We start from the raw sequence: 12,519 nt of genomic DNA, 5'->3' as shown, positions 1-12,519 counted from the left end.
ACCCTAAAAACAACGGTAGGAAGGGTATTAAAATAGATTCTTATTAAGCTGACGGGGACGTGAGTTGAATTAATAGTAGATTTTTGTTGTGGTAAACCTAAGGTTGTGGTAGTAAATAAGGTCATATGAAGTAAAAAAAGGATAGAAGTAACCAGAGGATTTATCTATCCTTTTTTCGCGGTAAATGTTTAGTGTTAATTGATTTTTAACATGAAGAGGAAATATCTTTTACTTTAATAAATGGCGATGCCTTACTCTTTCTTACTGATTCCGTGCATGATAAACTCAATAGTTCGTTCAATTTCAGCCTCATCGTCCCATTCCTTGCCAGAGCCAAACACAGAGTTTATTAGCAAATATCCAATTATAGCAGAGGCAGCTAGCCGGACAGCACTGGCTGATGGCATTTCTATAATTTGCCCTTTGGCTTGGTAATGCTCAACTAATTTGGCAAAGCGGCCGAAGGTTTTTTTTGCGATATGTTCCAAAAACTGTTCTCTCAGCTCTGGCTGAAACGGTATTTCCTGGACCAGTATTTTAAAGATGGCAAAATTATTTTTTAAAAACTTTTTTCGGTTTTCAATCATTGCCCGCAAAAAATCTTCGAATTTTTCAAAGTCGCGGTCCAGAACCTTATTCAAATCTTTAATAATAAAGGGGGCAAGAAGCTTAGCCATAACCGGAGTCACGATGGATATGAGCAGCTCTTTTTTTGTTTTATAATGGCGGAAAATCGTTCCTTCAGCTACTCCTGCTTTCTTGGCAATTTCACTAGTTGATGTAGCAGCAAAGCCTTTTTCTGAAAAGGATTCAATTGCGGCTATAATAATTTTCTTTTGCTTTTCCGTTAATTCCTCTTCCTCATTAAGAACCTGCTGGAGGATTAAATCTTCTTCAGTCATTTTTGCTCCTCTTTAACTCATTATATATTACGGTACTTTTTCAAAGCCGCTACGTTTAATACCATAAATAACACGGACAGGGCCAGTAAGACAAGCAAATCGATATATATATGGCTCCAGCCATATCCTCTGACCATTACCTCCCTCAATGCATTCGCACCGTAGTACAAGGGGGTAAGCGGACCAATCCAGCTCAGCCAATCCGATATCGTGTCGAGATCAAACAGCCCGGAAAAGAAAATTTGCGGCACGATAACGAGCGGAATAAACTGGATCATCTGCATTTCATTATTAGCAAAAGCCGACAGCAAAATTCCAAGTGTCAAAGCTGAGAGGGATAATAAAAGGTTAATCAGCAGGACAAGCAGAAAGGACCCTTTCATCATCATATCGAGAACGTAGATAGAGTACCAAGTGATAATTGCAGCCTGTATCATGGTAAAAACACCAAATCCAAGAACATAACCGGCAACAATTTCCCATCTTCTCAGAGGACTTGAAAGCAGCCTTTCCAGAGTGCCGCTTGTTCTTTCACGTAAAAAGGATACCCCTGCAATAAGAAAGACAAAGAAAAACGCAAAATAACCAAGTAAAACGGGTCCGAAATAATCGAACTGAGTCATGCTGTCAGAACCGTGCAGATAATGGACCTTAAAGTCACCTTGATTCCCTTTTTGCATGAGTGGTTTAAACGCTTTTTGTACAGCAGTCATCACTGCCTTGTTTTTGGAAGGGTCACTGCCTTCTAGGGTTATACCTGGAACCTGTTTATCGAATAAAAGGTAGCCATCAAGCTTTCTGTCCTTTAAATCCTCGTTTGCTAGTTTACTATTTTCATATTTTGTAATTTTTGCATCTTTAAAGTCTAATTGATTTATTATAAGTTCTGGAACTTTTACTAGGCCGATTTTAGGATGATAATCTTTTCCGTTAAAAACCAGATTCAGCATAGTGAGAATAAGGATGGGAGCCACAATCATCATAGCCATTGTTCTTTTATCGCGGAAAAACTGGCGAAGGATCCTGATGGTTAAAGCACGTACACGCATAATCAGGCACCTCCGTATACAAGGAACGCATCTTCAATTGTCCCTGAGTTTGTATTTTCCTTTAATTCTTCCGGTGAGCCAACGGCAATTAATTTTCCGTTACGGACCATTCCCAGACGGTCACACTTTTCAGCTTCGTCCATGACATGGGTAGTGACAATAATTGTCGTTCCTTTCTTCTTTAAATCATAAAAGCCATCCCAAATACTTTTTCTCAAAACTGGGTCAATTCCTACGGTAGGTTCATCCAGAATAAGAAGCTCCGGTTCATGGAGAAGTGCAGCTGCGAGTGAAAGTCGCCTTTTCATCCCCCCGGAGTAGTTGGAAACAAGCTTGTTCAGGTCATCTGAAAGCTGTACCATCTCCATAACCATTTCCATTCTCTTTTTACGATTGGGTCCTTTCAAACCATATAGGGCTGCAAAAAATTCAAGGTTCTCCTTTGCAGAAAGTTCCCCGTACAAAGCATCTGCCTGGGACATATATCCGACTCGTTCCATCAAGCCAAGTGAAGGCATTTTCCCTCCCAGGACAAAATTTTCGCCCTTTGTAGGGGTATCCAGGCCAACAAGCTCTTTAACCAGAGTAGTCTTCCCCGCACCTGAAGGCCCAAGAAAACCAAAGATTTCACCACTGTGAATCTCAAGACTAATATTTTCTAATACCTGATTCTTTCCGAAAGACTTTGAAACATTTTTAATGGTGATAACCGGATTGTTCAACCTTTTCACCTCTTTTTGATAATAAAGTGAGTAATCACTCACTAATTAAATATATTATATGGTGGGGAATATATGACTGTAAAGTGAGTAATCACTCATTTTTTAAAAATAATATCTTTGTCTGTTGGTGTTTCGCGGAAAAAGTGGTGAAATTCGCGGATAAATTTTTATTTTAGCGGATAACTGTAACAAATCAGCGGAGAAATAGTAAAGCTTGGCGGAAAAGGAGCGGGAGTCGGCGGAAAATAGCAAAAACAGCCTGCTGGAGATCAGACTGTTTTTGCTATAAAATTTCAATATGAAGGGAATTTACCTGGGAGACAAGGAGATCTTCGTATTTTTGCTGGGCCAGGTATTCAATTTCCTGAGCACAGGCCTGCGGGTTTTCTTTTTTAACCTTTTCAGTAAGGTCTTTTTGCACTTTTTTAGCAAGGACCACCCATTTGAAGTTAGTGGAATTGAGAAACGCCTCTTTTTTTAATGAGAAGCAACTTCTTTTTTCCTTTTTCGTATTCCGCTATAATGAGGAAAAGAGATGCAAGGCAAGAGGAGTTTAAAATATGGCTGATTTTTACGGAAGTATCATAATTGAAAAACCGCTGGAGGAAGTTTTTGAGTATGCCAGCAGCATGGAGCACGCACCTAAATATATGCCTGCCGTGAACAGGATGGAAAGGCTGACCTGGGATGAGATTGGTGTTGGTTCGAAATTCAGGGAAACAAGATGGATCCGGGGAAAAGAAGTAGAGGCTGAGGTAGAAATAATTAAATTTGAGCCCAATCAATCCTTCAGTACAAAAACTAACAGTAACGGGCTTGTGACTATTTATGAATATAACTTTGATGAAATTGTGGAAGGAACACAGGTGCAGTTCAAGGCGTATGTCCAAACTAAAGGATTTATGATGAAGCTGACAAAAGGCCTGCTCGTTAAGATGCTCAGGGCAGAAGAAGACGGTCATCTTCGTAATTTAAAAGAGCTGCTTGAGGATCATCAATAAAGAAGAGTGCCCGGGACGGAGGAGGTTACCCATAAGGGTATTACGATCGAGTTTTCTTCAGAAAACATGATTGAGCGAGACATTTTGGGTATTTTAGCCTTTTTTAAAAAAAGAACCGTGCTTTTGAGCTTCAAAAAGTTAAATAAAAGGTGATCTAGCTTCTTTTATAAAGGAAATACCCTCTGCTGGCAGCACAAATGCAGGAGTTCAGACAAGGAATGCACGAATTTGGATTTGGAATGCACGAAATTGGACTGAAAATGCACGCTTTTAAGCTGCGAATGCACGACTTTTTGAAGGAATGCACAAGCCGATATGTACATGCACAAATAGCAAAACTTCCGCCTTCTACAGAAAGGGAAATGCCCAGCTTCTTTTAAAATAAAAAAATGGCTCTAGTCGCCTGCTATTATGCAGTCCCGGAGCCATTTTTTTTATTTGAATTTATACGTCCAGAAACGTTCGTTGTTGATCCAAGCCATAATTCTTGGATTTGTTTTTGTATCTTCCTCAGTAATGTCCGCAAACATTTGCTCCGTTTGCGAGCGGTGAGCTTTAATTACCGATATTTTGATATCTGCAACTGGGGCAATGTTGTTAATAATGTCTGCCTCTCCAAGCTCCTCAACACAATTATTTGAAAAAGCAACGCAGTGCAGCTTAGGACGGCTTTCAGCAGGCATTTTCTCAACTGCACGAATGACTGCAGCCCCTGTCGCCTCATGATCAGGATGTACAGAATAACCAGGATAAAAGGTAATAATAAGTGAAGGATTAAGCTCCTGGATCATGAAAGAAATCATATCCGTCATCTTGTCATCATCTTCAAATTCCACTGTTTTGTCACGTAATCCCATCATTCTTAAATCCTGGATTCCAAGGAGATCTGCTGCAGCCTGGAGTTCTTTTTTACGGATTTTTGGGAGATTTTCTCTATTTGTGAACGGGGGATTTCCCATATTGCGGCCCATCTCACCCAATGTCAGGCACGCGTATGTAACGGGAGTCCCATTTTTTATATGGGTAGCGATTGTGCCTGACACTCCAAATGCTTCATCATCGGGATGCGGGAACACAACCAGGACATGGCGTTCTTTTTCCATTGCTTTGTCTCCTTTCAAGGTATTGCCCATCATCATTCAAAAGGCGTATTACTTATTTCAAGGGCAACAGCCAGTTTCCCTTTGAAATCGTGGCCGGCCATAAGCAGGCGGTTTTGTTCATCAATTTCAAAATGGGTAATTCCTTCAGCATACACCCAGCCAAGCTCTATTTTTAATCCAACGCGATATGGCCCGTCTCCGGTGATTTTCCCTAATTCATATCGGACAAGTGCATTGCGTATATATGCACCGGATGAAAAGAAAGTTTCATCATTATGTGATGCATAAGCTCCATTAGTTGTTTCAAGATGGATATATACATCCTGATTTGCCCTTTGATTAATGGCTTCCTGGACTTTTTGCACGACAACTGGTTCCATCACTGACGCCTCCTTTCTGCGTTTCATTATCATCTTTTTCTGAATGTAAATATCATACTAAACCCTTGCCTAAAAAGCTAAAGCTCTGCTTAAGAGAAAAGCGGGAGGCGATTTCAAATGATGAAAGGCTTAGATTGATACATCCCTTGGAAACGGCTTTCTGACCCGCATCCTCGAAAAAGCTAAGCGAGACAAAAGCCGACGAAACTTTCTTGTCCTTTGAGCCTCCGCTCGGATTGAGATAAAGAAATCGCCCCTGGACACTGAAGCTAGACAGAGACAGCCGAAGCGCAAAGTGTTTCGATGTTGTGAGGAGTGGGATGGCCACTAGACGCAGGAGCTAGGCAAAGAAAAGCAAATGCCCGCTTTTTAATCGATAAATAAATCTCATACTCTTTTCTTATGCGTTCAGAATTTATGGATATAAATTCTGATTAGCTAAAAAAAGAAGAACCGAAGGATAATTCGTCCGGTTCCATCTTTAAGTAATATGTTCTTTATAAATAAAAATTATTTACCAGCACCAAATGTACGGTAAGCACCGTGCATGGTAGGTCCGACATATTCATTTAACCTGAAACCATGGCCGATTGCCGCTGTAATAAATTCTTTGGCAATATTTACGGCTTCATAGACATTTTTACCTTTGGCAAGCTCTGCAGTAATCGCTGAAGAGAAGGTACAGCCTGCTCCGTGTGTATAGGTTGTCTCAATTTTTTCAGACTGGTAAAGCTTGAATTCCTGTCCATCATATAAAAGGTCAACCGCTTTATCGTGGTTTAGCTTGCTGCCGCCTTTAATCATGACAAACTTTGCACCCAGCTCATGAATTCTTACTGCGGCTTCCTTCATATCATCTATTGTTTTAATTGGACCATTCTTTGCAAGCTGTCCGGCTTCAAATAGATTCGGAGTGACAACAGTGGCTCTTGGCAAAAGCAGTTCACGCATGGATTCAGCTGTTTCGGGATTTAATACTTCATCTTCCCCTTTACAAATCATAACAGGGTCAATGACAATATTCTTCAATTGGTTCTCGTCAATTTTTCTTGCAGCCAGCTCAATGATTTCTACGGTTCCAAGCATCCCGGTTTTCATTGCATCTATGCCTACGGAAAGAATCGTTTCCAGCTGCGCTTCTAACGTACTAACTTCAATAGGGAAAACATTATGGTGCCAATGATTTTTGGGGTCCATTGTTACGATTGTTGTTAATGCGGTCATTCCATAAACACCAAGCTCTTGGAAAGTTTTTAAATCAGCCTGGATGCCTGCTCCGCCGCTTGAATCAGATCCCGCAATCGTCAAAACCTTCTTCATTGTCATAATTCTTCTCCTCCTCAAATTCTCGATACCTCCCATTATAAAACATTTGATAAATAATAACAGTTTCGAAACCTTTTACTTTGTATAAAAATAGCCCGTTATTCCAACTAGGCTGAAAGTTTTTTAGTGAATTTGACAATTTAATGAACTAAAGCGGCTGAGAGGATAAAGGTGATAAAAATTACAGCGAAAATGGCATGCGCAAAGTACCATTAAACCATGTAGAAAAACAGTTAAAACATTAAAAATGGAAGCGTTTACAATATGGTTTTGCGTGTTTCCCTTATACCGAGCGTTTTTAAGGAAAAAATGTCACAAAATCTACAATAAATGACATCTCCCATTAAAACGCCCTTGCTGCTTGATAATCTACCTTTTAAAACCTCTCTGGAGGACTTTTGCTGTGAGATTTCTAACAGCTTGGATTATTTCGTGTTACTAAAATAAAGATAGAGGAATAAAGTCCTATCTTTAAAATTCCATTGAAAAGGAGGGAAAGAAAATGGAACGTAAGGGCTGTCCAGATGAATATCCCATCACTCTCATTCTAAATGGTTATGAAATTGCTGTTTTCCAGCTGACAAAATCCGACCTTGAAGATTGGACATACGGTTATCTTTTCTCGGAGGGTTTAATTGAAAGCGCTAACGATATAGAGGATATACAAATTAGCGAAGAAAGGGGAACTATCCAGGTTTCTTTGCTTTCTGATTTTGATGAAGAAAAAATGTTTTCAAAAAAGAAGCACTATACCTCGGGCTGCGGCAGGGGTGTTACCTTCTTTTCCATGACCGACGTAAAACAGTTTAACAGGATAAATTCAAATCGGCAGATCAATTTAAGCTATCTTCTAAAAAAGAGAAGTGAGTTTGCTCGAAATTCCCCAATGTATGTGGAAACCGGCGGAATCCATGGCGCCTGTATTATTCATGAAGATGGAAGCATTATGGTCCGGGAAGATATTGGCCGGCACAACGCCGTTGATAAAATTATCGGCTATGCACTCAGAAATAAGATGAATCCCGAAAGGCTGGTTTTATTAACCACCGGCAGGATTTCATATGAAATGATTTCAAAAGCAGCGAAATTTGGCTTTGCTATTATTGGATCCCGTACTGCCGCTACTCAGCAGGCCATCCAGCTTGCAAAGTTTTTAAACATTGAAGTAGTTGGCTATTTAAGGGGAAAAATGGCGTCGATTTATACTTCAGCCGGCAGAGTTGAAAATGACTTAAGAGAACCTGTCGTCCTGGTAGTAAATTGAAAGGGGGAATTCTAAACAAAGAACACTACTAAGCTTTTAAACATTGAAAAGTGTCCAGCTTAAGCATCTGCCTTTGGGGCCTTAAACAAAAATACGGCCTGGCGCAGCGTCTTATGACTGCCAGTTTATTGAAAGGGAAGGAGATTGGAAAATGGTTGAATTGAACCTGAGCCGCCGGCAATTTTTAAAACTGTCAGGCGCTACAGCGGCAACCCTTGCGATTGTTGAGCTTGGCTTTGACGATAAAAGAGCCTATGCAAAAACAAAAGAATTCAAGATTGCCAAAACCACTGTAACACCAACCATTTGCTGCTATTGCGGGGTTGGCTGCGGTATCCTCGTCCATACGAAAAAGAATGAGGTTGTCTATACGGAGGGGGATCCAGACAACCCAATTAACGAAGGAAAGCTTTGCAGCAAGGGAACTACATTAAGACAATTATATACCTCTGAAAAACGCCTGACTAAGCCATTGTACCGTGCACCAGGAAGCAGTAAGTGGGAAGAAAAAGATTGGGGCTGGATGCTCGACACCATCGCGAAACGTACCAAAGATACACGCGATGCTTCCTTTGTTGAAGTGGAGAATGGTATTACTGTTAATAAAACCGAGAAGATCGCAAGTCTCGGCGGTGCAGCACTTGATAATGAAGAAACCTATTTGCTCGCGAAATTGATGAGAGGGCTTGGTATAACCTATCTTGAGCATCAGGCACGAATATGACACAGTTCAACGGTTGCCGGTCTGGCACCTACATTCGGTCGTGGAGCAATGACCAATCATTGGAATGATCTGCAGCATACTGATTGTGCTTTGATTATTGGCGCAAATCCTGCGGAGAACCATCCAATTAGCTTTAGATGGTTAACAAAAGCAAAGGAAAATGGCGGAAAAATTGTTTCTGTTGACCCGCGTTTTACAAGAACATCAGCACAGGCTGACGTTTATGCCGCACTCCGTTCCGGTACGGATATCCCGTTCATCGGAGGAATGATCAATTATGCCATTCAAAATAATCTCATTCACAAAGAGTATGTTGTTAAATATACAAATGCTTCCTTTATCGTGAAGGAAGGCTATGACTTTAAAGATGGACTCTTCTCTGGATACGACCAAACAAAAAGAGCCTATGATAAAACCAAATGGGTAATTGAGACAACTGAAGACGGTAAACCAGTAAAAGATGAGACACTGGAAAATCCTCGCAGTGTGTTCCAATTAATGAAAAAGCATTATTCCCGTTATGATGTGGACACGGTTACAGCTGTTACAGGTACTCCGAAAGACGACTACTTAAAGGTTTGTGAAACCTTCTGTTCTACAGGAAAAGTAGGCAAGTCAGGTACCATTATGTATGCAATGGGAACAACCCAGCATACAGTTGGATCTCAAAACGTTCGTATTTACGCTATCCTGCAGCTGCTTTTAGGAAATATCGGACTTCCTGGCGGCGGAATCAACGCAATGCGCGGTGAATCCAACGTACAAGGCTCTACAGACTTTGGCTTATTATTTGATAACCTGACAGGCTATCTAGCTGCACCAAAAGCTACACTTCCTGAACATGTTACACTTAAAGGTTATCTTGAAAAAGAGACACCAAAAACAGGTTACTGGAGCAACAAACCAAAATTCGTAGTCAGCCTTCTGAAGTCATGGTATGGAAATAATGCCACTGCTGATAATGAATTTGGCTATCAGTTCCTGCCAAAAGGAAACAAGAACTATTCACATATCAACCTGTTTAATGCTATGTACAAGGGTGAGCTTGAAGGAGCCTTCATGTTTGGAACCAACCCTGTTGTTGGAGGCCCGAATGCGGGCAAGGAAAAAGAAGCGCTAGGCAATCTGAAATGGATGGTTGCAATCGATCTTTGGGAAACCGAAACTTCAGCTTTCTGGCAAACAGGAGCTGGCAGCGACCCTTCCAAGATAAATACCGAAGTATTCCTGCTTCCGGCATCAGCTTCTTTTGAAAAAGAAGGCAGTATTTCCAATAGCTCACGCTGGATGCAATACCGCTGGAAAGCTATTGATTCCAAGGGTGAGGCAAGACCTGACCTAGATATCATTCATGAATTAGCATTAAAGCTTAAAAAATTATATGCAAACAGCCCTAAATCAGCAGATAAACCGTTCCTGTTTCTTGATTGGAATTATGGAACAGGCGAAGTTCCTGATATTGATCTTGTCGCTAAGGAAATAAACGGCTATGACCTGAAAACAGGAAAATTACTGAAAACCTTTGGGGATTTAAAAGATGATGGAAGTACATCTAGCGGCAACTGGATTTATTCCGGTTTCTACCCTGAAGAAGGAAAGAACCTGTCAAAACGCCGTGATAATGTAGATACCGGAAATGCAAACTATCTGAACTGGTCCTTTGCATGGCCAGCCAACCGAAGAATCCTTTATAATCGTGCCTCCGCAGATCCAAGCGGTCAGCCATGGAGTAAGGAAAAAGCGGTTATCTGGTGGGATGCCGCCCAGAAGAAGTGGATTGGCAATGATGTTCCGGACTTTAAGGCTGTAACTGCACCAACAGAACCAGGTGGAACAGGAGCCTTTATGATGAATAAAGATGGAGTCGCACTATTATTCGCGCCGACTTTAAATGATGGTCCGTTCCCAGAGCATTACGAACCATTCGAGAGCCCGGTTCCCAATGTTTTCTCCAGTCAACAGCTTAATCCTGCTACTGTTATTATCGAGGGCGATTTTAATAAAAAAGGCGGAAAGGCCAAGTACCCAATTGTTGGTACAACTTACCGTGTAAGTGAGCATTGGCAATCCGGCTCCATGACAAGGAACCAAGAATGGCTTTCTGAGCTCGCCGGACACATGTTTGTTGAAATGAGTGAGGAATTCGCTAAAGAAAGAGGCATTAAAAATAAGGATAAAATCGTTGTCAGCTCAGCCCGTGGTGAAATTAAAGCCTATGCAATGGTGACGAAGCGCTTTAAGCCTTATAACGTAAATGGCAAAAAGGTTCATCAAATTGGTATGCCATGGCACTTTGGCTTTAAAGGATTTGCTACAGGAGATACGGCGAACCGCCTGACTCCGCATATAGGGGATGCCAACACAATGATTCCGGAATTTAAAGCATTCCTCTGTGATGTAAGGAGGGCTGACTGATGGCAGAGTTCGTTAAATATATCGATGTAACTAAATGTGATGGATGCCGCGCTTGTATGGTTGCTTGCAAGAACTGGAACGACCTTCCGGCTGAGCATACGGACTTCCTTGGCAGCGTTCAGTCGCATACAAAGACAACAGCTGATACATGGAATGTGCTTCAATACATTGAGCATGAAAACAGCAAAGGAGGTCTGGAGTATCTCTTCCGCCATTCTTCCTGTTTCCATTGTACTGACGCGGCCTGCCAAAAGGTTTGCCCTGAAAGTGCAATCAGCTATACAGATTTTGGCTCGGTTGTAATCGATCAGGATAAATGCGTCGGCTGCGGCTACTGTGTCCAGAACTGCCCGTTTGAGGTTATTTCTCTTAAAGAGTATAAAGACAAAAACGGCGAAACTTACCGGAAATCACATAAATGTACGATGTGTACAGATCGTCTTGAAGAAGGCCTGCAGCCTGCATGCGTGACAACATGTCACACCGGTGCAATGGAATTCGGCAAAAAGGATGAAATGATTCGTAAGGCTGAAAAGCGTGTCAGTGAAATTAGAGGCCGTTTCCCAAATACTATGGTTTATAATCCTCCAGGCGTGGGAGGCACACACACTGTTTATGTTCTAGCAGAAAGACCATCAGTTTACGGTCTTCCTGAAAATCCTAAGGTGCCGACTTCCGCAGTAGTATGGAAGGACTATGCACAGCCAATTGGAAAAATGATGCTTGGAGCAACAACTATGGCGGTTGTTGCGGGGTTTGTTTCCAATAAGCTTTTCAACAAAGGCGGACATGGGCATGGAGAAGAGGGAGGAGAAGATTATGAGTAGGAAAAAGCCAACAAAATATGTAAAACGTTTTTCAACTGCCTTTGTCATAGCTCATGCCGTTAATGCGTTCTCTTTCTTTGCACTGTATGTAACTGCTCTGCCAATGTACACCGAGTTTTTTGACTGGCTTTACCCTGTGTTGGGAGGGCCGGCAAACGCCCGCTTTCTTCACAGGATTTTTGCCGTAACGTTTGTAACGCCTACAATTATTTATCTGCTGTTTGACCGTAAAGGTTTCTTCTTTTGGATGAAGCAGCTCATTACTTGGAAGAAACGGGATATGGACTTCTTTACTGAATTTGTGAAGGAGTTTTTCGGGGCAAAAGCTAAGCCGCCAAAGCAGGGATTCTTTAATGCAGGAGAAAAAATTAACTCCATGATCCAAATCGTCACAGCGGTTTTAATCATTGGATCAGGTGTAACCATGTGGTTCCCTGAATACTTCCCACGTGAGCTTGTTCAGTTTGGCTATCTTCTTCACAATATTGGCTTCGGGCTGGCAATAGCGGTTGTTGTGGGCCATATCTATCTAAGTATTCTTCATCCCGGTTCAAGCCCTGCGTTCCGCGGCGTTATCAAGGGTGATGTTGACGTGGAATTCGTCAAAGCTCATTACCGCGATTGGTACGATGAATTGGTTCAGCAAGGTGTAATTGTTCCTGACGACAAAAAGAAACCAAAGGGAGCATAGAAAAGCATAAGCGCCCGGTAAGCCGAAGCTTCTGCCTGAGAAACATCATGCAAGTTTTACTACTTGATTCGCATCGTGCAGCTTTGCGTCGAGCTGAACAGCAACTTCGTAGAAT

General features: G+C 41.6%; 13 protein-coding genes and 1 pseudogene. 7 read left to right on the top strand and 7 right to left on the bottom strand.

The features are described 5' to 3' along the window. Positions 1 to 251: 251 nt before the first annotated feature. The 4 genes from G8761_RS06000 to G8761_RS05985 all read right to left on the bottom strand — a co-directional run bounded on the left by G8761_RS06000 (position 252) and on the right by G8761_RS05985 (position 3,094). Positions 252 to 902 (bottom strand): TetR/AcrR family transcriptional regulator, encoded by a 651-nt coding sequence (locus G8761_RS06000; RefSeq protein WP_166024646.1) that lies wholly within the window; start codon positions 900 to 902, stop codon positions 252 to 254. Positions 903 to 922: 20 nt separating this feature from the next. Beyond that, the gene (locus G8761_RS05995; protein ID WP_166024644.1) at positions 923 to 1,951 is read right to left on the bottom strand and encodes an ABC transporter permease; all 1,029 of its coding nucleotides are present in this window, start codon (positions 1,949 to 1,951) and stop codon (positions 923 to 925) included. Positions 1,952 to 1,953: 2 nt separating this feature from the next. Further along, positions 1,954 to 2,673, bottom strand: a complete 720-nt coding sequence (locus G8761_RS05990; protein ID WP_166024642.1) for an ABC transporter ATP-binding protein — start codon at positions 2,671 to 2,673, stop codon at positions 1,954 to 1,956. A 283-nt stretch (positions 2,674 to 2,956) separates the two neighbouring features. Beyond that, positions 2,957 to 3,094, bottom strand: coding sequence for a hypothetical protein (locus G8761_RS05985; protein WP_166024640.1), 138 nt, complete (start codon positions 3,092 to 3,094; stop codon positions 2,957 to 2,959). A 139-nt stretch (positions 3,095 to 3,233) separates the two neighbouring features. Between G8761_RS05985 and G8761_RS05980 the strand changes: the two genes are divergently transcribed. Both G8761_RS05980 and G8761_RS05975 read left to right on the top strand, forming a co-directional pair. Further along, positions 3,234 to 3,674: an SRPBCC family protein gene (locus G8761_RS05980; protein WP_166024638.1), complete on the top strand. Its 441-nt coding sequence runs from the start codon at positions 3,234 to 3,236 to the stop codon at positions 3,672 to 3,674. Between the two features lie 218 nt (positions 3,675 to 3,892). Beyond that, entirely contained in the window at positions 3,893 to 4,054 is a 162-nt protein-coding gene (locus G8761_RS05975) for a hypothetical protein (RefSeq protein WP_166024636.1), read from the top strand. Positions 4,055 to 4,108: 54 nt separating this feature from the next. Here the strand turns inward: G8761_RS05975 and bshB2 are convergent, their stop codons facing one another. The 3 genes from bshB2 to pdxK all read right to left on the bottom strand — a co-directional run bounded on the left by bshB2 (position 4,109) and on the right by pdxK (position 6,483). Then, positions 4,109 to 4,777: a bacillithiol biosynthesis deacetylase BshB2 gene (gene bshB2, locus G8761_RS05970; RefSeq protein ID WP_166024634.1), complete on the bottom strand. Its 669-nt coding sequence runs from the start codon at positions 4,775 to 4,777 to the stop codon at positions 4,109 to 4,111. Positions 4,778 to 4,809: 32 nt separating this feature from the next. Beyond that, on the bottom strand, positions 4,810 to 5,157 hold the full coding sequence (locus tag G8761_RS05965; protein ID WP_166024632.1) for a YojF family protein: 348 nt from the start codon (positions 5,155 to 5,157) through the stop codon (positions 4,810 to 4,812). A gap of 510 nt (positions 5,158 to 5,667) precedes the next feature. Next, a complete protein-coding gene (gene pdxK, locus G8761_RS05960) occupies positions 5,668 to 6,483 on the bottom strand; it encodes a pyridoxine/pyridoxal/pyridoxamine kinase (RefSeq protein ID WP_166024629.1) in 816 nt (271 codons plus the stop codon). A gap of 502 nt (positions 6,484 to 6,985) precedes the next feature. Between pdxK and fdhD the strand changes: the two genes are divergently transcribed. The 5 genes and pseudogenes from fdhD to G8761_RS05940 all read left to right on the top strand — a co-directional run bounded on the left by fdhD (position 6,986) and on the right by G8761_RS05940 (position 12,404). After that, positions 6,986 to 7,747: a formate dehydrogenase accessory sulfurtransferase FdhD gene (gene fdhD, locus G8761_RS05955; protein ID WP_166024627.1), complete on the top strand. Its 762-nt coding sequence runs from the start codon at positions 6,986 to 6,988 to the stop codon at positions 7,745 to 7,747. 151 nt (positions 7,748 to 7,898) lie between these two features. After that, entirely contained in the window at positions 7,899 to 8,471 is a 573-nt protein-coding gene (locus G8761_RS28245; RefSeq protein ID WP_207789106.1) for a twin-arginine translocation signal domain-containing protein, read from the top strand. A gap of 12 nt (positions 8,472 to 8,483) precedes the next feature. Further along, positions 8,484 to 10,886, top strand: a pseudogene (fdnG, locus tag G8761_RS05950) (formate dehydrogenase-N subunit alpha); the annotation flags it as partial. Continuing rightward, on the top strand, positions 10,886 to 11,713 hold the full coding sequence (locus tag G8761_RS05945) for a 4Fe-4S dicluster domain-containing protein (protein WP_166024625.1): 828 nt from the start codon (positions 10,886 to 10,888) through the stop codon (positions 11,711 to 11,713). The pseudogene fdnG and the gene G8761_RS05945, both read left to right, overlap by 1 nt. Next, positions 11,706 to 12,404, top strand: coding sequence for a formate dehydrogenase subunit gamma (locus tag G8761_RS05940; RefSeq protein WP_166024623.1), 699 nt, complete (start codon positions 11,706 to 11,708; stop codon positions 12,402 to 12,404). The genes G8761_RS05945 and G8761_RS05940 overlap by 8 nt, the downstream gene beginning before the upstream one ends. Positions 12,405 to 12,519 lie beyond the last annotated feature (115 nt).

The sequence above is a fragment of the Neobacillus terrae genome (assembly GCF_011393025.1).
Taxonomy (GTDB): Bacteria; Bacillota; Bacilli; order Bacillales; family Cytobacillaceae; genus Neobacillus_A; species Neobacillus_A terrae.
Note: the sequence above shows the minus strand (reverse complement) of the source record. Positions and strands in the feature narration are given on the sequence as shown.